This is a genomic window from Acinetobacter sp. RUH 2624, from assembly GCF_000162375.2.
Classification (GTDB): domain Bacteria; phylum Pseudomonadota; class Gammaproteobacteria; order Pseudomonadales; family Moraxellaceae; genus Acinetobacter; species Acinetobacter nosocomialis.
In genome coordinates, this window is the sequence record NZ_KI391939.1 from 1,574,216 (window position 1) to 1,596,432 (window position 22,217).

Annotated in this window: 20 protein-coding genes and 1 pseudogene; 8 read left to right on the forward strand and 13 right to left on the reverse strand. The window is 37.7% G+C overall.

The window, feature by feature from the left end:
• Nucleotides 1-37 precede the first annotated feature (37 nt).
• Nucleotides 38-592: a TetR/AcrR family transcriptional regulator gene (locus HMPREF0014_RS14130; protein ID WP_004886603.1), complete on the reverse strand. Its 555-nt coding sequence runs from the start codon at nt 590-592 to the stop codon at nt 38-40.
• Nucleotides 593-1,233: 641 nt separating this feature from the next.
• Between HMPREF0014_RS14130 and HMPREF0014_RS14135 the strand changes: the two genes are divergently transcribed.
• Together HMPREF0014_RS14135 and HMPREF0014_RS14140 are read left to right on the forward strand one after the other, a co-directional pair.
• On the forward strand, nt 1,234-1,761 hold the full coding sequence (locus HMPREF0014_RS14135; RefSeq protein ID WP_004886601.1) for a hypothetical protein: 528 nt from the start codon (nt 1,234-1,236) through the stop codon (nt 1,759-1,761).
• A 79-nt stretch (nt 1,762-1,840) separates the two neighbouring features.
• Complete coding sequence (locus HMPREF0014_RS14140; RefSeq protein ID WP_004886598.1) at nt 1,841-2,320, forward strand: hypothetical protein; 480 nt, start codon at nt 1,841-1,843, stop codon at nt 2,318-2,320.
• Nucleotides 2,321-2,485: 165 nt separating this feature from the next.
• Here HMPREF0014_RS14140 and HMPREF0014_RS14145 read toward each other — a convergent pair whose 3' ends face one another.
• The gene (locus tag HMPREF0014_RS14145; protein ID WP_004886597.1) at nt 2,486-2,824 is read right to left on the reverse strand and encodes a hypothetical protein; all 339 of its coding nucleotides are present in this window, start codon (nt 2,822-2,824) and stop codon (nt 2,486-2,488) included.
• A 657-nt stretch (nt 2,825-3,481) separates the two neighbouring features.
• Between HMPREF0014_RS14145 and HMPREF0014_RS14150 the strand changes: the two genes are divergently transcribed.
• Nucleotides 3,482-3,967 carry an Lrp/AsnC family transcriptional regulator gene (locus HMPREF0014_RS14150; protein ID WP_031944247.1) on the forward strand — a complete coding sequence of 162 codons (486 nt, stop codon included), beginning with the start codon at nt 3,482-3,484 and terminating at the stop codon, nt 3,965-3,967.
• A 28-nt stretch (nt 3,968-3,995) separates the two neighbouring features.
• Here HMPREF0014_RS14150 and HMPREF0014_RS14155 read toward each other — a convergent pair whose 3' ends face one another.
• The 7 genes and pseudogenes from HMPREF0014_RS14155 to pepN all read right to left on the reverse strand — a co-directional run bounded on the left by HMPREF0014_RS14155 (nt 3,996) and on the right by pepN (nt 12,549).
• Nucleotides 3,996-4,553: a chorismate mutase gene (locus HMPREF0014_RS14155; RefSeq protein ID WP_004886594.1), complete on the reverse strand. Its 558-nt coding sequence runs from the start codon at nt 4,551-4,553 to the stop codon at nt 3,996-3,998.
• A gap of 78 nt (nt 4,554-4,631) precedes the next feature.
• On the reverse strand, nt 4,632-5,315 hold the full coding sequence (locus HMPREF0014_RS14160; RefSeq protein WP_004886593.1) for an SDR family NAD(P)-dependent oxidoreductase: 684 nt from the start codon (nt 5,313-5,315) through the stop codon (nt 4,632-4,634).
• A 9-nt stretch (nt 5,316-5,324) separates the two neighbouring features.
• Nucleotides 5,325-6,035, reverse strand: a complete 711-nt coding sequence (locus HMPREF0014_RS14165) for an SDR family NAD(P)-dependent oxidoreductase (RefSeq protein WP_050580033.1) — start codon at nt 6,033-6,035, stop codon at nt 5,325-5,327.
• Nucleotides 6,025-8,082 (reverse strand): annotated as a pseudogene (locus tag HMPREF0014_RS14170) (fimbria/pilus outer membrane usher protein); the annotation flags it as partial. The gene HMPREF0014_RS14165 and the pseudogene HMPREF0014_RS14170, both read right to left, overlap by 11 nt.
• A gap of 9 nt (nt 8,083-8,091) precedes the next feature.
• Entirely contained in the window at nt 8,092-8,796 is a 705-nt protein-coding gene (locus HMPREF0014_RS14175) for a fimbria/pilus periplasmic chaperone (RefSeq protein ID WP_006581224.1), read from the reverse strand.
• Between the two features lie 74 nt (nt 8,797-8,870).
• Nucleotides 8,871-9,401 carry a spore coat U domain-containing protein gene (locus HMPREF0014_RS14180; protein WP_004886579.1) on the reverse strand — a complete coding sequence of 177 codons (531 nt, stop codon included), beginning with the start codon at nt 9,399-9,401 and terminating at the stop codon, nt 8,871-8,873.
• A gap of 541 nt (nt 9,402-9,942) precedes the next feature.
• Entirely contained in the window at nt 9,943-12,549 is a 2,607-nt protein-coding gene (pepN, locus tag HMPREF0014_RS14185) for an aminopeptidase N (protein ID WP_004886577.1), read from the reverse strand.
• 319 nt (nt 12,550-12,868) lie between these two features.
• Between pepN and HMPREF0014_RS14190 the strand changes: the two genes are divergently transcribed.
• From HMPREF0014_RS14190 to thiM, 3 genes are all read left to right on the forward strand, one after another.
• Nucleotides 12,869-13,126: a hypothetical protein gene (locus tag HMPREF0014_RS14190; RefSeq protein ID WP_006581223.1), complete on the forward strand. Its 258-nt coding sequence runs from the start codon at nt 12,869-12,871 to the stop codon at nt 13,124-13,126.
• A 151-nt stretch (nt 13,127-13,277) separates the two neighbouring features.
• On the forward strand, nt 13,278-14,435 hold the full coding sequence (locus HMPREF0014_RS14195; protein WP_004886575.1) for a hypothetical protein: 1,158 nt from the start codon (nt 13,278-13,280) through the stop codon (nt 14,433-14,435).
• 33 nt (nt 14,436-14,468) lie between these two features.
• Nucleotides 14,469-15,296 carry a hydroxyethylthiazole kinase gene (thiM, locus tag HMPREF0014_RS14200; protein ID WP_004886574.1) on the forward strand — a complete coding sequence of 276 codons (828 nt, stop codon included), beginning with the start codon at nt 14,469-14,471 and terminating at the stop codon, nt 15,294-15,296.
• A gap of 28 nt (nt 15,297-15,324) precedes the next feature.
• Here the strand turns inward: thiM and HMPREF0014_RS14205 are convergent, their stop codons facing one another.
• The 3 genes from HMPREF0014_RS14205 to HMPREF0014_RS14215 form a co-directional block, all read right to left on the reverse strand.
• On the reverse strand, nt 15,325-16,176 hold the full coding sequence (locus tag HMPREF0014_RS14205) for an AraC family transcriptional regulator (RefSeq protein WP_006581221.1): 852 nt from the start codon (nt 16,174-16,176) through the stop codon (nt 15,325-15,327).
• 81 nt (nt 16,177-16,257) lie between these two features.
• The gene (locus HMPREF0014_RS14210) at nt 16,258-16,617 is read right to left on the reverse strand and encodes a 5-carboxymethyl-2-hydroxymuconate Delta-isomerase (RefSeq protein WP_004886572.1); all 360 of its coding nucleotides are present in this window, start codon (nt 16,615-16,617) and stop codon (nt 16,258-16,260) included.
• Nucleotides 16,618-16,660: 43 nt separating this feature from the next.
• Nucleotides 16,661-18,373 carry an AAA family ATPase gene (locus tag HMPREF0014_RS14215; RefSeq protein WP_004886570.1) on the reverse strand — a complete coding sequence of 571 codons (1,713 nt, stop codon included), beginning with the start codon at nt 18,371-18,373 and terminating at the stop codon, nt 16,661-16,663.
• A 230-nt stretch (nt 18,374-18,603) separates the two neighbouring features.
• Here HMPREF0014_RS14215 and HMPREF0014_RS14220 point away from each other — a divergent pair, with 230 nt between their 5' ends.
• Both HMPREF0014_RS14220 and HMPREF0014_RS14225 read left to right on the forward strand, forming a co-directional pair.
• Nucleotides 18,604-19,776, forward strand: a complete 1,173-nt coding sequence (locus HMPREF0014_RS14220; RefSeq protein WP_004886568.1) for an iron-containing alcohol dehydrogenase — start codon at nt 18,604-18,606, stop codon at nt 19,774-19,776.
• A gap of 194 nt (nt 19,777-19,970) precedes the next feature.
• On the forward strand, nt 19,971-20,939 hold the full coding sequence (locus HMPREF0014_RS14225; RefSeq protein ID WP_006581219.1) for an alpha/beta hydrolase: 969 nt from the start codon (nt 19,971-19,973) through the stop codon (nt 20,937-20,939).
• On the opposite strand, the gene HMPREF0014_RS14230 is transcribed toward HMPREF0014_RS14225, so the two are convergent.
• Nucleotides 20,936-22,126, reverse strand: a complete 1,191-nt coding sequence (locus tag HMPREF0014_RS14230) for a helix-turn-helix domain-containing protein (protein WP_004886565.1) — start codon at nt 22,124-22,126, stop codon at nt 20,936-20,938. The genes HMPREF0014_RS14225 and HMPREF0014_RS14230 overlap by 4 nt on opposite strands.
• Nucleotides 22,127-22,217 lie beyond the last annotated feature (91 nt).

Below are 22,217 nucleotides of genomic sequence, written 5' to 3' on the forward strand. Positions count from 1 at the left end.
AAGCCCCAACCTCGGGGCTTTTATTTTTAGAGTATTTCTATAAAAACATCATTATAAAATATTCGAATTGTTTGTCCCGCTCATCTACATCGATATGACTGAGCCTTTGGATAATTGTTCCTTCAATTATATGCAGAAGTAGTTTGGCATCATGAAATGAGGCATCAGCTTTTAGCACGCTAAGCTGACTATAAATTTCATTGGTTATCCAAGTTCTATATTTAAGTGCGACCTGATAAGCATTTGAATAGGTATTTTTGGTTTCAAAAATGGCTTTAAATAATAAGTAATACAGCCCTTCCAAGTCTGTATGTACGTCATAAAGTGCTTTAAGTTTATCCACCAAGCTTGTGCTGTGATCATACTCAAGCATACTAATGACTTGGTCTTGCAGCCGTTCTTTTTGCACAAGTAGGCAAATTTCGATAAACCGTGCTTTGGATTGGAAGTAATGATAAAAAGTCATTTTTGTAATTTCAGACTCTTTGATAATTCTGTCGACACCTACTAAATGGAATCCGTGATGGTGAAATAAATCAATTCCCTTATTCACAACTTTTAAAGCACGTGTAGAAAGTACTAAAGGTGGCATATGTGTACCGTTTAAAATAATTTTTTGTTGTATCTAAAAGAGATAGAAATGCCGTCACTCTTAAATTGAGTGCTAAAAACAGGCATGCAAAAGCGGCACAACAAAGGTGTGCTCGCCTATCTCGGGTTTATTGTTGCTATGATTTTTGAGTCGTAACGATTCTTAAGACGTAAAGACCTAGAGTCGATTAAACCGATTTATAGACTGTTTAAATGGTATGGGCAGAGAGATTTTGGCGTAGGCCAATTTAGAAAAAGTAGGCATGAATGAAATCCTATATGCATAAAATTTCTGCCAATCACTGCTAAATGATTATGGTGGCAGAACGAAAGAGGGTTAGCAGACTGGGCATATAGAACCAGCACGCACAAGGCGTCCCCCTTCCGTCCTACCGCTACGAAGGGGGGACGAACGAGTTCGCCACCAAAAAATTGCTTTTTTGATGCGCTATACGCTCTCGGTCTGCTAAAACCGACTGGCAATGTAGGCCAGCAGGCAAAGAATAATCGGAGAGATTTGGGGTGTCAATGTGATATTGGCTAGAAAATGGATAAATAATTTTTTGTTTTTCATTAGATTAGATTCGTTAATCTATTGAATAGAATATATTATATTTGCTTAACGCACATTAACTTATAAATATGAATACGATCTCAGCAACTCTTTTACGTGAACATCTGATTGAAGGATGTATAAAAGATGCTAATGGTAATTTTAAACCATTCCCTATTCTTGCAATTGATAATATTCCATTAAATATATGGGTGCACCAGAATACCCAAATTATTGATCGTGCAGAAACTTTAGTTCCAGCTCAAGGTTGGTTATATGATTATGATAGTGAGTTAGCATTAAGTAATGCATGGAAACTTCTTAAGCCTGAAGTTTATAAAAATGGAGCTGTTTCAACAGTGGTTCCAATATTAATTTGCTCTGATGATTTAGATCTAGCATGCAGCGTAATTATGGTTGAACAAGTTGTTTCCGCAGATCAAGTCATATGGGCTCGTTTTGGTCTTGCATTTAACCATATTCACGATGTTGTGACATCCGTAGTTTGGGAAACCTCGACTTCTGTTCCTCAATTAAGTTTTCCATTGAGCGAATTTGAAAAAGCATATAATGATTTAAAAGAATTAGACAAAAAATGGAGTGAAGGTTTTATCTAGTTTTTTAAATATGACCACATATTGAAAGATGCGGCTCTTACTTCCTCTAAATATCATCTAATAAATTTAGGTTAAATAAATGTCTAATAGTTATAAATTTCAATTAAAAATGGAGCTAGATCTAAAATTAATTACACCTGAAGAGATTCAGAACTGGGCCGTGCATGCACTAGAGAATGATCCAACAAATGAGCTAGCTTTAGACATCTGTTTTTTATCAAACACTGAGCAAATATTAGAATACTTCAGACTCACGGAAAAAAGTGAATTCAATGAAATTTCGGTAGATGAAGTAACAAGGAAAGTTTTGGAAAATTATATTTTTAAGCATTTAAATACTTGGAATTATAAAGATCAGATAGATTCTTTCTTTCAGAATACTCATTACCTGATTCATTATTTAGAAAATGCAGAACTAGGTTCGTTAATTCACTCATATGAGAGTCAACTAGATGTGGCATTTCTAGGTTATTCACAATTAGAGCCTGAAACACTATGGGAAAATTTTAAATTAGAGTTAAAAGAACACTTTTCATCTCCCACTAATTCCAACAACTAAAATATGATCATTAATAGATCCCCAATTAGCTAATTTTTATATTGATTACATTTTTAATAATTATTTTCTGATTTAATTGATAGTTATATACTGTGATACACCGATAAAATGAATAATTAAATCCATTTTATCGGCTTGCCTAGACAGACTTTTTAAGATTCCATTTTATTTTCTAATATAGTTTGGAAACTCTTTTAAAACCGTGCTACATAATTGGCCTTTCATATCTTCACGTTTGCGTGCTTCAAATTGGTCCATACCTAATCTCATCACTTCTTTACCATACTTTTCACCTAGTTCATGTTTGGTACATTTTTCAGATTCATGAACTAATTCTTGTGAAGTATAGTGATAATTACAATCAAGTTGAGCACGGCTTAAAAAACCATGTAGTTGTACTGTTCTCTCGCAAGTTGTTCGCTGTATATAAGTTTTAGGCTCTTGAGCAGCATAAACTGATGACCCTACCAATAAAGTGAAAGCTGTTACTAAAAAATTACGCATTATTTCCCCGATAAAATTATTAAAAGTATTAGTGGCAATGTTGCGGACGTATTAAATAATAATTGTGTATAAGTGTCTATTAATAATAATAAAGTTAGATAAATCCTCTTATCTTTTGAATATTTCATCACCTTATTAAAATTATGGGATTAGTTTTATATGCACTTATAATGATTAAATTAAAATTTTGATGTAGGTTTAAATAACATACTTTATATTTTTTCTATGAATGAGATTATAAAACCATATAAGAATAATTGTAAAATAAAAATGAGAATTAACTTCATTAAATCGATAGATTTAGTTTATGAGAGTACCTAACAAATGTTTAAATAAATTTGTCAAATATAAAACTAAGCAGCAGATAAAGATAATTTCTTTTAGTGAATTTTCTTCAACTATAAAAGCAGTTTTCGAATCAGAAATTTCTAATATTTAATTTTTTATAAGATCCGCAAAGAGCACTGTTTAGTCACCCTTACTGAAACAGTGCTCTTTGCTTCATCACAACTCCTATCCAGTAGAGTTCGATGCATAGAAATAGTGTATGGCTGTGTCACTCAAAATGTTTACTGTATTTTCAGTTTTTTTAAATGATCTCAGCATAAAAATCACGTATATTAAAAATTAACAGAAGAATCTTCTTTGGTTTATATTTTGAACAGCACAGAATACACACTAGATCGCATAGATCGGAAAATATTATCTGCCCTTCGTGGAAATGGACGCTTAACAGTTGCGCAGCTCGCCGAAGAAGTTGGGCTTTCATCTTCACCCTGCTGGACTCGACTCAAACGTTTAGAAAGTCTAAAAATTATTGAAGGCTATACAGTAAACGTAAACCCAAAAGCGATTGGCATTCACGAGTTGTTCTTTATTGAAATTACGCTAGAACGACACGATGACGAAATGTTAGAAAACTTTAGTGAGGCTTTGGCAGACATTCCTGAAGTAGTCGAGGCGCATTTAGTTACGGGTGATTATGATTACTTGGTAAAAGTGGCCGTAAAAGATGCCGAACATTACGAACGGTTTTTACGTAAAAAGCTGTATTCGATCAAAGGTATTCGGCATACGCGTTCAACCTTTGCCTTACGACCACTTAAATCTGCCAATACTGCCGATTTAATGTTAATTGAGTGATTTACTTATATGGACAGCTTTGGGTGTTTCATTGTTTTAATTTGATTTTATTTAATGTTACACATAAAGCTTTCTTGTCAGCTTCTTTAAGTTGAGGGTGCTGAACTGGCCACATATAGCTACAGCCATGAGGCGCCTTGTTATTATTTTTCTTAAGTTCATAGGCAATATTTTTTAGAAGTTCGGTGTTTAAAGAACTAATTTTTAAACGCACTTCGCTTAAGTCTTGAGGCTTCCAATTGGTTTCAGGACTCGACAACCAATCTGCTCTATATCGGTACTGAATTGCTTTAGCCACATCCATTTGCGCTACTATAAATGGCTTTACTGTTTCGCTGTTAAGCCCAAAAGAGTCGGCCTCAGAAAGTGATTGGTCGAGTACCTTCTTTTCTTGTGTTAAATCTTCAATCGGTAAATGCTGCTCTGCTTTATAGCCTGCGACATCTTTCATATAAGATAAACGTTCGTTAATTAAACGTGCTGTTTGCTCATATTGATAAGCTTGTGCCAGTGAAGAAAAGCACATCAAAGTTGCCACTGCAGTCGCCACTTTAACCGTTTGTTGAGCATACTTAATATTTAACATTTGAGTACCTGTAGAAATTATTGTTGTGCTGTCATTCCAAAGCAGTACTCTATTTTAAGAACACTCGAAAGTAAAATCTCACGATACGCTGAGCTCTTGACTCCACGCAGAATCAGATTGGTGATAGATGTGCTGGCACACTTGTTTAACCGATGAAATAAAGTGCGGGTTTTGTCCATCCCATTTTTCCACCATGCAATACGCCACGTGTATACCTTTGGGCTGAAACTCTCTTGCCAACGACTGCGATAACGCTCGAATACTCGCAAACATACTTTGACTTAATACATCGTGATGAGCCGAATGATGAGATGGCGCTCCAAGAAAAATAACTGTACCCCGCTGCTGCTTTAACATAGGTTTCAGTACGGACTGTGACACGCTCACTGCACTTAAACCTGTGGTCTGCCAACTGTGTTCAATTTCTTCTAAAGATAAAGCTTCGATATTTGGCGCTGATGAAAAATTTGGCTGAAACACACATAACTCAATGGTATGACAATGCTCTGTTATATATTTCAGCAGACTTTTTAAATGCTTAGTTTTTACCAAGTTTAAGCGCACACTCGTCATGCCATCATTTACGTAACTTAATTGTATGTTCTGAACAGTAGAATCATGCACAACTTGATAAACATGTAATGGAGCTTGATAGTTTTTATCTAAAATTACAAAGTCATGATTAAGTAGTTCTATATCATGGCCGGCAACCACAACACAGCCCTGCTTTTTTTGAAACTTCTGAAATATTGTTTTTAGCATATAAGTCTCTCAAAATTTTTCTTGGTATGGGCGTAAATCTAACTCATGTGTCCAAAGTTCAGGGCTTTGCAGGTAGAGCATCCAATAGTTCTCTGCTATTGCATCAAGATTAAGCCCGCCTGTTCCACGTGTAAGACGCGCCAAACGGCCTAGCCCAAATAAAGCTTTATTAATTCTGTCACCATTTACCATTCCATCAATAATGACATGAGCAATATGAATGCCTTGTGTTTTATAAATTTGAGCTAGATTTAATGCATAAGCTCGCAAGGCAGATTTACCCATGGTAAAAGCAGCGAAAAACGGTTTTCCACGTAAAGAAGCACTCGCCCCAGTAAAAATAAGTGTGCCGTGATTTTGTTCTTTAAAAATTTTTAGGCAGCTTTGAGAAACCAAATAAGCTGATAAAAATGTGGATTGCCACATATCATTAAAAAACGACAGCGGGCTGCGTAAAAAAATTGAAGGTATATTCCCTCCAACATTATGAATAACAGCGGTAATACGCTCGTTTTGACTAGTAATGGTGTCAAATAAGGCTTGTACTTGATGTATATCTTCGGCATCTAAACGAAATGCGACAGCTTCACCTGCATTTGCATGGATTTCAGCAGCCACTGCTTCAATTTTCTGAAAAGTTCGTCCTGCAACGTAAACTTTTAATCCTTCTTTTGCAAAACGATGACAAACGGCTGCTCCGATCCCCTGTGGACTTGTCAGTTGTTCCTAGATTTATCCCACCATTTATAATCTGGCTTTGCGGTCCGGCATTGGTAACAACAGCATAACCATCCCCTATTTCATTGGCCGCAAATATACGTCCTGCCGCCGCAACCAACGATCCTGTCGCTGAAAGAGCAACTTGGTCATTATCTCCAATTCGGTTATAACGACCTGTCAGATACGCAGCCCTTGCTCGGTACGAACCATAGATCGATGCATTGTTAGTATGCGCATCCTGATCTCGCTCTACATATCCACCCCATCCAAATGAATTAATTTTTGGTTCCGATAAAACAAATACTTCTTGTCGGTAAGTCAGCCTGCCACTATCGCTAGATACGCTTGTAATCGCATTAGTTCTGGTAGACGGCGTATAGCGCAGCGCAAAGTAAATACCATAGTCCTTATGGTTTTCATAATCTGTATAAGCTGAACTATAAAAACCCCAGTTCTTGTTTAAACTTCCGCTTAAGTTAGCAGACAGTAACTTATACGAGTTATCACTGTACTTGATCTGGTTATAACCGACATAAACACCATAGCCTGCATAAAAGTTATAGTTAATCCCTGCCCTAATAATCTCATCTGCCAGCGCGCTATAACTCAAATAATTTTGTGGTTCAGAAGTAATCTGGTTTTCTTTTAAATAGCGAATTTGAGATACACGGGCCAGATCAAAGTAGTTATCAAATACTTTGCGGTAACTGGTGTTAAATGAAATGTTCTTGCTAATACGCCCTTCTAAACCAACCAGAGCCGAATAGCCGTTTTCATCCTTATACTGGCTTGCTGCAAGGTCAGCATTAATCACACCCACACCAAACAAATTCTTGGCAAAACCTGTTCCCACGTTGGAAAGACCATCTGTAGAAGCCTCTGCACCCCCACTTAAGGTCAGTGAATTGCTATAACCATAACGAATTGCACCAGAGGCAAAAGTGGCATCATCATAATCGTTTGAGTACAGCCCATAGTTATAGCGTGGAACCCCAACATCTACTGAAAACTCATTTATGCCTTTTGCCAGAATCTTCGATGAAAAGTAGTAAGGCTTTTTAGTAATGCTTTGCTGACCTGTTGCATCGGTGGTTACCAGTGTGACTTCATTTCCGGAAATAAACGGCAGTTGCTTAATGTCAAATGGACCTGACGGAACAAGTCCTGAATAAATCTTTTGCTGGTTAACGTATAAGTCCAGTGTTGAAGGCAGTGCCGCCGAACCGGAAAATTGCGGCAACGCCGAGGTAACAATATCACCACGCTGGGTATAGGCACTCGACCACTGGAAACCGGCAAGACGTACACTACTGCCCCAGTCAGAACTGTTGGAAACAAAGTCACCTAGGGTATATATCCTGACTTTTTCAGGGTCTACATATTGCCATTTACTTTCCAGACGTACCCACTTCTCATGGCTATAGCTCGTTTCATTACTACCGTTATATAAAACGCCTGATGAAAAGTTACCGAGTGCGCTATTAAAAATACCTTCAGCTGAACCTGAGAAAATACTCTCATCATTGGTTATGGTGTGGTACAGGCTATAATTCAGGATTGCAGCATTTAAGGGTTTCATTTTTAGCAAACCAGAACTAGTAGTTTGCTGACCACTTAACTCAACTGAGTAACCAGTTAACATGCTCGAAGGAACTTGTAAGTTCAGAGACTGCTCATTTTCCAGATATTTAAACTGGATTCCTTTAAGTTCATTAATACATACCCATTGGCTATCTGGAATATGCTCATCCATTTTCACTCTTAGCGTTTTTAAGTCGCCAGAACGAATATATAACTTTCCGTCCTTAGATTGTTTTACGGAAAACAAATCTTCTGAAGGATTAGAGTTAATAGAAATATTTAAAAATAACTGAATAAAATTAAGATTTTGCTCCTGTCCATTTATCTTTTCCTGTGTATATTTATTATTGCCATCTATAGATTCAGGAACACTTGGAATCAAAGTATTCGTATGATCTACTAATTGTTCAGCAAATGAATGCGCTGGAAAGTATGCAACACATAAGACACCTATAATATATTTCATATAAGCCTCTTAAAGTGTGGTTTTCTTACCATTTACTGTCAGAGAAATACTATATTTATGATTTGGCTGATATGTAAAATTACTAATTGAATAACTTTTTTCTTGCTTTGCAAGAATATAGCCATTCACTGTATTTACCTTAATCGGATAACTCTTATTCTCTGTGTTATCTACAAGCGTTAAATCATTTAACAGTGCATGTCGATTCCCAACATTATTAATATTTAGGGAAGGTTCTTTTTGATGAGTATCAATTTTCCAATTTAGTTGAGTAATCGCATCTTTATTGACAACAAATACAGGTAATGACGAACGAAGCATTACATTTACACCTTGAGAAGCTTTTCGGCTATCAACAGGTTTGGGTAATTCATCAATAATAATACGATAAGTTTTTTCACCAGAAATCGGCTCTGGATTAATTCTAACTACCCGTAAATTATAAGACTCATTAGGCTTTAGCTTTAAAAAAGGTGGACTAATATTGATTTCATCTGTAGGCGTTAATTGATCTTGCCCATTATTTTGAGTCCATTCAAATATACGTACCTGTAAATCAGCACTTTCATTTGACTGATTATATAAACTAATTGAAGATGCTTTCTGATGGCTTAAAATTTCCACTGTTACTGGTGAAAGACGGATTGTAGCTGCGTTAATAATGGTAGATAAAGATAAGAATAATCCCATAATAATAAAAATATTTTTTTTCATGTTTTACTCAAATATATATCTTTTAATATATTAGCCCTTTCAAAAGGGCTAACAGTTTTTCTAATTTATACAAATTAATAAGTTACCGTTATTGTCACCGTATCAACATAGCTACCCGCACTTGGCAACGCTGAGCCAGCAGGAATACGACCATATACGTTTACTGTTTGTACCGCACCACTCCCTGTACCACTATAAGCGGTTGTAGCAATTCCAATTGCAGTAGCACGTCCTGTATCTGAATATAAGTTATAAGGGATATATTCATTACTTGTTGCACCACCAATCATACGACGTTGGGTCGTTTGAGCATTTTTGCCGCCATCGAAAGCTAGAGTCCATGGTACAGTATTGTTACAAAGGACTTTAATTGAGGTACCTCCGGTCGTGGTGGTATCAGCATCTTCGTTAGTTGCGAGAGAGCTTAAAGTACCAAAGTCCAAAACAGCATTTGTGGTTGTACCTGTTGCAGATGTATTCAGAACACAACTATTTGTTACTGTCGCCTTAACAGTTAATGTCCCCGTTGCTGTAGCGGCGTTTGCTGCATTAAAAGAAAATAATCCTACAGCAATTGCCGATAAATAAAAAAAAGTCTTTTTCATGTCTAAAACCTTTTAAACTAAATTGTCGAATTAATAGATATAAAAAAATTAACTCTTATCCTTACAATCATTTTTATTTGACTGCTCTTTTAAAGCTTATTTTTTATCCTATTTTAGTCATCATACATAAAAATAATTAAAATGTATGAGTATGTTTTTATTTTTATTTCTATTTAACAAAATACCATTACCCCAACTAACAAAACATTAACAAAAGTTAACAATCAAAATTACAAGAATTTGATTTATTTAAAATTAATAAATTACCATTAAAATTTATTTCCTAAATTTTAAATAAATATGTCAAAAATTTAGGTCTTTTAGATAAAAACCATAAGGATTAAAATTTAACTATTCTATTTTTTGTCACATTAAAAGATATATTTAAAATAAATCATTAAAAACTCACCTTAACTAAAATAAATTATAGAGCGTATATAATTCTAATTTTTATGATGGGTAATATTGAACACTCTTTATTATGAAATTTATATAAAAATAAAGGCCTCTTAAGAGGCCTTTATTAAGTATATTTAAATAATTAAATACTCAACATACTATTTAAAGTTTCAGAAACATTTTTAGATTTCACTTTAGGCTGCAAGGCTTGTAAAGCCTGTTGCACTTGAGTGCGCTGAGGTTCTGCAAGCGTATACCAACGAGATAACACTTGTAATAAGCGTGAACCTAAAATTGGGTTTTTCTCGTCCAGATATTCTGCAAGATGAATAAAGTGACCTACCCCAAAGCCCCAAGTATTTTCAGGGTTATTTGACAAACCACCACTCACGGCGCGAATACGGTTTGGCGTAGTTAAGTCATAATCAGGATGTTGAGTTAAGTACTCAATTGTCTCAACTGTGGCATTTGGGTTTGCTGCCTGAATCATAAACCATTGGTCTAAAGACAATGCTTCATCTTTAAAGCGGTTATAGAAATCAGCAAGGGCTTCTTGTGCTTGAGGCGCATTTTGCCAAACTAATACACGTAGCGCACCTAAACGTTCAGACATATTGCCTGTGCTTTGATATTGCTCGTAAGCCAATTCAAATGCACTTTGGTCGCCCTGACGCGCCATCATCATAAGCATAATGTTCTTTAATGCACGTACACCCATCGCTAAAGAAAATTCTTTTTGCAAGTCTGGGTCCAGTGTAAGGTATGTATCTTTCCAGAATGAACCCAAATCTTGTGCTAAACGATTCAGCAAGGCTTCACGTTTTACATGAATATCGGCTGGTGCATAGTTTTGATCAATACGACTACCCAAATAACCTTCAGTTGGTACATCAAATAAACGGGATGTTAAAAGTGGATCACGACCAACTAAATCAGGCAATGTACTTTGAATAGCTTGAATATAGGTATCCGCTGAGTGATCTTCTAACAAAATACGTTCAAGCAAGGTTTGTGTTGCTTGCCATTGGTTAAAACCATTTGTTTCATGCTGAATCAAGAATGCTAATTCTTCATCACTGTAATCGAATATCAGATTTACGGGTGCAGAGAAGTTACGTAATAGCGATGCAACTGGTTGCTCAGTCACACCTGTAAACTCGATAGTAGCTTCATCTTGGTCAAACAAATACACGCCATCTTTAACACCATTTACAAATAGGCTGTCGCTATGAAGTGTATATTGCTCACCTGTTTTAGCATTAAATAGCGCCAACGCTACAGGAATCGGAACAGCTTTTAAGTTTGGATATTTAGGATGTGCTTTTAGGCTTTGTTTAAAACTTAAACGGTAAGTTTGTGCTGCTGCATCATATTCACCTTTCGCTTCAAGCTTTGGTGTACCTGGTTGGTTATACCAAGTTAAGAATGCAGATAAATCGACACCTGAACCTGCTGACAATGCTGCAACCCAGTCTTCTACAGTTACGGCTTGTCCATCATGACGGCGGAAATATTCATCTGTTCCCTGACGGAATTTTTCTTTACCCAGTAATGTCGACATCATGCGGTTAATTTCCGCACCTTTTTCATAAACAGTCGCTGTATAGAAGTTATTAATTTCGACAAAGTGGTCTGGGCGTGGTGGATGCGACAAAGGACCTGCATCTTCCGGGAATTGATGCGATTTAAGTACAGCGACATCGTCAATACGTTGAACCGCAGCAGATTGCAGATCTTCCGAGAAAGATTGATCACGGAATACAGTTAAACCTTCTTTTAAGCACAACTGGAACCAGTCACGGCAAGTAATACGGTTCCCTGTCCAGTTATGGAAATATTCATGGGCAATCACAGACTGTACACGCATAATCGCTGCGTCAGTTGTATATTCTTCATCGGCAAGTACACATGAGGTATTAAAGATATTTAAACCTTTATTTTCCATTGCACCCATGTTGAACTGGCTCACCGCCACAATCATATAGTTGTCGAGATCATAAGCACGACCGTAGTGTTCTTCATCCCAACGCATAGAATGCTTTAATGCTTCCATCGCGATATGGCATTTTGGAATGTCTTTCTCAATCGCATAGATTTCTAAAGCAACATCACGTCCTTCTGAAGTGGTATATCGGTCTTTAAGAACAGCTAAATCACCAATCACACAAGCAAACAAATAACTTGGCTTTTTAGTCGGGTCTTGCCAGATCGCAAAGTGGCGGTTTTCACCAACTTCACCTGTTTCAAGCAAGTTACCGTTAGCAAGTAATACTGGATATTTTTTGTCTGCTTCTACACGTGTCGTAAAAACTGAAAGTACGTCTGGACGGTCTGGATAGAAGGTAATTTTACGGAAACCTTCAGGCTCATTTTGCGTTACAAATAAGTCACCAGCTTTATATAAACCTTCAAGCTGAGTATTGGTTTCAGGGTGAATAATAACTTGAGTTTGTAAAATGACTTCATCTGGTGCATCAGTGATCACCAGTTGTTCACTATCGAGTAAATATTGTGCAGGAGTAAGATCTTGTCCATTGAGCTGAATAGATTGCAACTCAAGATCACGGCCCAATAGCACCAAGTCTCCAGCAGTTTGACGCTTCATGACCAATGTTGAATCAACAATTGTTTTATCGTCATAGACTTGAATATCAAGATTAATTGATTCAACCAAGAACGCAGGTTTTTGATAATCTTTTAAATAAACTGTTTGATCTGCCTGAACTGGAGGCTGCGCCGCAATATTCATCTTTATTCCTTATATACTTTTCGGAAACCGTAGTACGAATTTTATGAATTTGATCATACACATTCATACATACTGTGTTTGTTTACCTTTATAAAATTAATGGGACTTCATTTATACATTTCAAATTAGAATCGTCTTTTATTAGCACAGATTAGACCAAAATTACGATAATCGCTGCTTATATAATCAATCTATACAATAAAAATAAAACTCCTTTCGCTTTTAACATTTTTGAGGAGCTGCTTACATTTTGGGCATGGTTCTTGCCTTATCCAATATACCAGTATAAGTATTTCAATCAGAACAAGAGGAACTCACTATGGAATTAAAAGCTTATTTACATCGATTAGAAAACATTAAAGCGATTCATGATCTAGATGCAGCAGGACTCGACCATCATGTGATTGCCGTGTTCTTGTCTGCCGAAGGTATTTCAATGACTGCTCAGGAGGTAACTACTATCGTTAATACTTATGACGCCTTAGGTAAAGTGAAATTACCAAGTAAAAAAGTGCAGGCACTTATCAATGCCAAAAAACTTGGACAAAATGAAGAGACCTTGCCGTGCCCTGTTTAATCTTAACTTTTAACCGCTTATGAAAACCTAAAGTCAAAGCAAAGACTTTAGGTTTTCTATTTTTGCACCAAACAAAAAGACAATCTCAGCTATCGGCAATGCGGCTGTGTATAATAGATCAGTCGTGATTGATTTAAACGCTCGGAGCAAAATGGCCTTACAAATTCTACAAAAACAGCTAGATGAAAGTAGCCATTGCCCTCTCTGCCAAGCGTCGATGTATTGGGTAGATGCCGAACAATTTGAGCAAGACGTTCAATTTCATGAATGTAGCCATTGCCAACATCGTGTATTTAAAGACACAAAAATGACGTGCCACTGTGACCAATGCACAAAACAAAGAAAGAAACTTTTACAGCAAACCCGCCTACAAGAACAACGCCAGTTTAAGTCAAAAGATCAGTCACAACGCAGTCTGGAACAACTGAGTTTTTTACATAAACTTTTTTTACTAAGCCTACTTGATGACTACGCACGAGACGATATTGCTCATGACGAATACATTCACTGGGACCAGATAAAATATCAGCCGATTACCCCCAACTGGATGTTCCAAAGCCATCTGATTAAACAGCTTCATAAAGATGGGATTTTAAATGCACAAGATCAAACCGATGAACCACAGTGCTTTTATTTAAATATTCGTCTAGATGGTTATAGCGACCCAAGTTTATTTAGTGTAGCTCAGCAACTACGCCACTGGTTCTATGAAAACCTAAGTCTTGGTATTCCATTTCGTAGTGCCGATGAAGTGAAAGACGTGCTGTTTCAGGTGCTCTACCAAGAAATTATTCAGTTCACTCAGTTCTACTGCCGAACTTGGGGTATCCAAATTGCAGGAAGCTCTAATTTTCAAACTTTTTGCTACCGTTTAATGGACTCATTGGCAATTGGACAAATTTATTATCTTATTCAGACTGCACTTGAATACCTTTATAAACAAAAGGCGCTACAGCCACGAAATGAAAAGTTTATTAACACCAATTTATTAAAGAAAACTTTAGAGCAATATCGGGAACGGGCTTTGGCTGAAAAGTGGGAAACTTCAATGTTGCCACGCCCTTACAATATTCCTTACAGTAAAATGAGCCACATATTGTTTAACCGCTTTTTAGGTTATGACGAACAGATTTTTGTACAACCTGTATGGAAAGCATGGCGAAAAATCGAACCTCGGTTAAACTTTTACTCGGTTAAACGTTGTATGTACTGTGGTTCAAATGATCTAAGTGTTGACTATGATGCAGCAGATTATGTGTCGTTGATTTGCCAAAACTGTAAACATCAAGATCACTATTTTACTCGTTAAATTTCTTATCTCTGGCTTAATAAGGATTATCAGATGACTTCGACATCCAACCTCATTGAACAGGTGATTGAAGCTTGGCAAAACATGCAGGCAAAAACGCCTCTTGTGCAATGTATTACCAACAGCGTTGCTGCCAACTATACAGCCAATGTGTTACTCGCTTCCGGTGCTTCACCTGCCATGATTGATAATCCTTATGAAGCAGAAAGCTTTACCAAAATTTCATCGGCTTTAAGCATTAATTTGGGTACACCGACTTCAGAGCAAATGCAAGCCATGCAAATCTCTGCTAAGACCGCACAGCTTAATGAAGTACCGTGGGTACTTGATCCAGTGGGCTACGGACCAATTTTAGCTTGGCGCAGTCAAATGACAGACGAGCTTTTGCAGTTTAAGCCAAACGTTATACGTGGTAATGCCTCAGAAATTAGCACGCTTGCAGGCAATCAGGTTCAATCAAAAGGTGTAGACAGCACTTTAAGCAGTGACCAAGCTTATCAACAAGCTTTTTCACTCTTAACGCATGCGAGCTGTATCGCTATTTCAGGTGAATCAGATTACATTTTGTCTAAAGAAATAGATGCTGTGATTCAAGTAAATGGTGGAAGTCCATTACAGCCAAAACTTACTGCAACTGGCTGCGCTTTGGGTGCATTAATTGCAGCCTATAGCGCTGTGACGACACCAACTATTGCAGCTCTTTCAGCTCATATTCACTTTGCAATTGCAGGTAAACTTGCTGCAAATCAAGCACAAACGATGGGTAGTTTTAGTAGCATATTTATGGATTATATCCATATGCTAGATGACAATCTGATTGAGCAATATGCAGATATCAAACTTTTAAATAAACAGGCATAACCTAAGTTATGCCTGAATGACACTAGACTCACTTTAAAAGTAAGTAGATATCTGTCACAAGGTCACATTCATTCACATCATGCACAAAGTTATGATAGTGAAAGAAAACCGGATAATCCCCTGCCTCTTCTGGTTGCTCAGGTAACCAGTTTCTAAAGATGTAATAGACGCTATCTTTAATCTGATCATGGCTACCCAAATGTCTTACGGTTGCATAACGCCCCGCAGGAATTTCACCTGTCTGTACACCGTAAGTATTTTCAGGTACAGCCTTTTCAATTGAACCGGCAATATCAAATCGAAACTCATCAGATGGAGTCTGTTCAGGATCAGCAAAAGGAATACCATAAGTTCTAGACTTGGTCACTGGTGACAAACCTGTTTCTTTGCGCCAAGCAATAAAACGTGCAGCCGTTTCAAAGACTTTATCAGGGCTTCCTAAATGCGATAAATATGCAATCTTTTCAGCAGGTCGCTCAACAATATTTACATTCATTTTTAACTCACTTTTCGGAATTGTAAAAACAAACTTCTGATGCCAAGATTCCCAGTCCGGTTTATCTCTAAAAGCTCGAGGAGTTTGATCAAATGAACGCTTAAATGCACGAGTAAATGCCTCTGGACTATCAAACCCTGCTTGTAATGCAATCTCAATAATCTTGAGATCAGGTTCAAAAGCCAATTGAAAAGAGGCCCGCTTTAAACGAGAAAGTTGAATAAACTTCATCACATTTAAACCAATATGAATGGCAAAAATGCGATGAAAATGGAACTTAGATAAAGCTGCGATCTGGCTCAATCGATCAACATCTAGGTCTTCATCTAGATGTCTTTGAATATAATCGCAAACCAGTTGCAGCTTTTGTGTATATACAGCCATACATTCATGTCTGTTCATTCGATAGCACTACTTTTACATAGTGCTCATCGCTATTCTTGATCGAAATTGCGTTTTTTAAAATTATACAACTTGCTTAAAATAATCGTCTCTTGGCATGTCGATAAGCTCAACACACAATTGAATTTCTTTATTAAACTCTTGTGGTAGATATTTTTTGTTGCTGAGCGCCGCTAATAACTGCTCACCCACAAGCTGTTTTTGTTCAGCAGTTCTTCCCGACAAAATATAGGCTTTTACATGGATATAGGCTTGATCAACCCCTAAGCCAATCAGAAAAACTTCATCTTTACGTGCACGGCTTTTGATGTCTTCTGGACTAAACAACTCTGTTTCAATCAGTGTGGTATTAATTTCTTCAAGTAATTGTTTTGCATTTAGTCCAGTTAAGTTATCTGAATAATCAACTACAACGTGCGGCATAGCCACCTCAATTTATATAATAAGTCATTAAGCCCATTAAACTTTATTCAATAAATAATAAAGCTAATCGAACTTGATCATATCCCATTCGAGGGCTAGTTGCTTCAACAATTGGTCTTAGTTTGATCGAACCATCATCAGAAAAATGATCCGGATTTTGACGCTTTTTCAACTTCTTATAAATTTTACGCACTTCTTCGACCACTTCTTCACCTGGGTGAGCAACCGAAATATCTAGTTTTTGCTCTTTATGCAGTCGAGCCAAGTGATTAATAATAGTTGCTGGTGTTAGACCACGTTCATGCGCGATATCTTCAATTTCGTAACCTTCTTCAAACAAGACACGTGTCTCGTCTAGCGTTGCCGTAGCATAATTTTGCTTACCACCGTTTGCGAGTTTCTTCTCATTACGAGAAATCTCTTTTTCATTTAAGGTGCCGCCACAATGACGGATAAAGGCTTTGTGCTGGGCAGTTAAATCGACATTAGCGAAATTATCTTCGGCTTCAGCCGATAATTCCTGAAAACGGCGATCAGCTTTTACAGCAAGACTATCTAACTCTAAAGCTTGTTCATTAAATCCTAATAATTTTAATCCTGTTAAAGATTTCAAACGTGAGAGCGCAACATAACCTTGCCCTTTTTCAAAGGTATGCATCAGGTTAATTTCAGCAGCTTCCAAAGTCATACCTTGGCTTTTATGAATGGTAATCGCCCATGCCAAACGAAGTGGAATTTGCTGAAAACTTGCAATGACTTTTCCTGCTTCATTTTCAATTGACCATGTTTCAGGCGCTACCAGCAAAGTTGTACCATCGGTTAATTTTACCTTTGGCAATAACCCGTTTTCGTCATCTTCTTCAAAACCGATCACCTCACCTAAACTTCCGTTGATATAACCCATATCAAAGTTGTTTTTTACAAACATGACTTTGGCATGCTTTTTCAAAGTAAGTTCTTCTGGTGCACGAACTGAAGATTTTAAGGTTTCTAGTAATTTTTCATTACCATCTAAAACAGCGTTGAATTGATGCCCTTCATTATCAATTTCATTTAAGTGCTGATAATTGATATTGTCGACATCCATGTTATGCGTATAAAGACGAGTAAAGGTTTCGCCAATGTCATGAGTACGGGATTGATGCAAAGCTTGCAAATGCTCGGTTTGAATACTTTGCGCACGAATCGCATTTAATATCTGATTCAGAATTTCATCGTCTTGACGGTGCTGTTCTGTTAAATAACATACGCGGAATTTAGCTTCGACCCATGCATCTGACATAAAGCAGAACTTATCACGGTTGGCTTCACCATTACGGCCTACAGGCGGCAACTGGAAGAAATCTCCAGCCACAATCACTTGAATGCCACCGAATGCTTCATCACTTTCTTTAAAATATTTTAAAACCTGATTGACCAGATTGAGCTGCTTCGCATGTAGCATCGAGATTTCATCAATGACGAGAACTTGCGCATTTTCAAGGTGTTCCTTGAGATATTTACGCTCTTTCATACGTTTTAGATCGTCGTCAGTTAACTGATCTTTAATGCCGATGCCCGCCCACGTATGAATGGTCATACCGTTCATATGCGTTGCAGCAATACCTGTCGATGCTGTAATCGCTACAGGCACTTTACGTGCTTTTAGATATTGAATGTACTGATTGAGTGTATAGGTTTTCCCTGCACCAGCCGAACCGGTTAAAAAAACATTTTCACCTGCTTTGAGCAGTTTAAGTGCAGTTTCCTGTTTCATAATCTCATATGTACATCTTCAACAGCCCATAGCTTAACGATTTTCCCGAAAAAATTAAATGAATGCGCCAAATTTTATATAAAGTCATTAAAAATCAACAATTAAAACTTAAGTAATATTTGGTAGGTTTTTGGTAGGTAGGAAAATAATCTACACATCACAATACTAAGCCCATGGTGAGGCTCACCTGTAATAACAAACAATGGATTTATGGAAAAAGGAATCACTCCATGGCTTTTAAAAATATTGCAGATCAAACAAACGGTTTTTATATTCCTTGCGTATCACTCTTTGGTCCAGGATGTGCCAAAGAAATTGGTACAAAAGCACAAAATCTCGGCGCAAAAAAAGCATTAATTGTGACCGATGAAGGGCTATTTAAATTTGGCGTTGCAGATCTTATCGCAAGCTATTTAACCGAAGCAGGCGTAGCGAGCCATATTTTCCCGGGCGCGGAACCTAACCCAACCGATATTAATGTTCACAACGGTGTGAATGCCTATAACGACAATGGCTGTGACTTTATTGTCTCGCTAGGCGGTGGTTCATCTCATGACTGTGCAAAAGGAATTGGCTTAGTGACTGCAGGTGGTGGTCATATTCGTGACTACGAAGGCATCGATAAAAGTAAAGTACCAATGACACCATTGATTGCAGTGAATACAACGGCTGGTACTGCATCTGAAATGACTCGCTTTTGTATTATTACCAATACAGACACTCATGTAAAAATGGCGATTGTGGACTGGCGTTGTACTCCACTTATTGCGATCGATGATCCGAAACTCATGATTGCAAAACCAGCGGGTTTAACGGCTGCAACAGGTATGGATGCACTAACACATGCAGTTGAAGCATATGTATCTACGGCGGCAAACCCAATTACCGATGCGTGTGCTGAAAAAGCAATCACCATGATTAGTCAATGGTTACAACCCGCTGTCGCAAATGGCGAAAACATCGAAGCGCGTGATGCTATGAGCTATGCACAATACTTGGCTGGTATGGCATTTAACAATGCATCTTTAGGTTATGTCCATGCAATGGCACACCAGTTGGGCGGTTTCTACAACCTACCTCACGGTGTATGTAACGCAATCTTGCTACCGCATGTTTGTGAATTTAACTTAATTGCTTGTCCAGATCGTTATGCAAAAATCGCAGAATTAATGGGTGTAAATACGCAAGGTCTCACCGTAACAGAAGCTGCATATGCTGCAATTGATGCCATCCGTAAACTGTCTTCTTCAATTGGTATCCCATCTGGCTTAACAGAACTTGGCGTAAAAACCGAAGACCTCGCGGTGATGGCCGATAACGCTCAAAAAGACGCATGTATGCTGACCAACCCTCGCAAAGCAAACCATGCACAAGTTGTGGAGATTTTCAAAGCCGCTCTTTAATACTGATGTAACGGCATGTTCCTGTAGTAAGTCAAATCCCTCCGACCGTTGACTTACTTTTTGGGAATACTTAGCTCCAGCGGTATTCCCTTTTTTTTAAAACCTATACTCCAACCTTCTCTAAACCTGATTGACAATTTGCCCATTTCATTGAAGGATACTCAACATGACTTAATGACAATAGCTCGATAAAAATGAATACATCTACAGCTAAACACAATTATGCCCCAGATATTTTAGGTGCCGGCTACGAACAGCTAACACTCAACTTTCCAGATGATTATGAAGGTAAAGTTATAGCCACCTTAGTTCGTAAAAAGACCACTCAGCCAACTCAAAAAGCCGTACTTTATATTCATGGTTTTTTAGATTATTTCTTTCAAACTGAAATGGCCGAGCAATTCAATGCGCATGGCTATGACTTCTATGCACTCGATTTAAGAAAATATGGCCGCTCAAAGTTGCCTCATCAAATTTTCTATAATGTGCTTGATTTAAATGAATATGATGCCGAAATTACTCAAGCATTAGAGATCATTGGCCAAGAAAAACATACACAAGTATTACTTGCAGGTCATTCGACTGGCGGTTTGACAGCAACGCTTTATGCTACTCATCATCCAGATCATCCACTTATTAAAGCCCTATGGGCGAATAGTCCGTTTTACGACTTCAATTTAAGTTTAGTTGAAAAGAAATTTGGTATTCCAATGCTCAGTCGAGTAGGAAAATATCTGCCTAAAGTTAAATTTCCAAGCAAACTTAACAAATGGTACACCACCAGCCTTCACAAACAACTTAAAGGTGAATGGGACTTCAACCTGGATTGGAAACCGACCTCTGCCCCTACAGTTCAACTTAGCTTTCTACATGCGATTCATACAGCACAAAAAGAAATTCACCACGGCGTTAAGCTAAACGTCCCTGCACTGATTATGCATTCGCACCAAACTAAAAACCCACGTAAATGGGGACCAGATGCAACCCAAAGTGATGTTATTTTAGATGTTAAAGACATTGCGAAATTCGGTAAAAAAATAAAGGGCGATGTTTCGGTTGTCTCTATTCACAATGGCTTACACGATTTAGTCCTTTCGGCCCAGCCAGTGCGGAATCAAGTCTATCAACAACTATTCCAGTGGCTGGATCAAAAAATCACTTAACTTAGCTTAGGTGAGTCAATATATTTCACCAGCAGTTGATGCGCAGGATGTTCACTCGGTAATAACTCCATAAGACGTTCTACCGCATCGATTGCTTCGGGAAAATGAGCTAAATGTTTGAGTAATAAATCCGTTTCTTGGGTTTTAAAAATTGCATCGCTCAAGCGTGACTCAAGGCAGTCGCGCCATGCACACAGAAACGGACTTTCGGTTTTTGCCAGAAAAACACCGGTATAAAGCTGTAAAGCAGAAGCCGCATATCCTGCATCGAGTGCTTGTTCAGCTTGTAAGAAATCGGCTTCAACATGCACAAGTAGCCGATATGGGCGTGAACCAAGCAAACCTCCTAAAATATCTCGCAGTTGAGACATTTCAGCTTTAAGTGTACCCATGCTGACTTTACGCTCACCATAAAGAGCCTGATAGAGATGCTCTAAGGTTAAACCATGTGGACATAGTGCCAATATGGTTAAAATTTCAATTTGCCGCGGTGTTAATAATAAACTTTTGCCATTAAATTTGACTTGTGGTGTCGAAAATGCGCGGATGTGTAAGTGCTGGCGCTGTTGTTCTAACAAAGCAGATTGAATAATGGAAGCACAACGTTCAGCGGCCAAAATGCCCAAGGTATTATGGTTTTTCCACGTGGTTGATAAATCTACCACGCCCAAGGTTTGCTTTGAGTATGGATCGATAATGGGTGCTGCATAACAAACCCAATCGTGAATCGACTCCATATAATGTTCATTGGAAAAAACACAACTTGATTGTTGAGTTTTTAAAGATAACGCTAATGCATTCGTACCTACAAATTCTTCACGCCATTGACCACCTTGTACAAAATGTACACGTTCAGCAGCACTCTGCATTTGAGCACTTGAGGCTGTCCAGATAATGGTACTGCCGATATCACCCACAGCAATCACCATTGAAGACTGCTCTGCAATATGACGTAAGTCATCAGCACACTGGCTTAGTGCCAGATCTAAAGCATTTTGTGAAGCAGATTTTTTTTCAAGTAGAGGTGCTGCAAATCTTTCTTTAGGAATCGCAGCAGAAGCTGATCGTTCCCACGAGCTTGCAATACTTTGGCCGAGTTTGGCAGCGTTCTGAGGAGAGAGACTATTTTGCGTGCGCAGTTGATCAATCAACATCCGTTGCTGCAATAAATCCTTTTTTGTGAACATTTGTAAATTCCTTATATATTCACATTTCTATTCCAACCTTTCTCCAACCTTCTTCTTTATATCCTAATTATACAAAGTACGAAAGTACTTA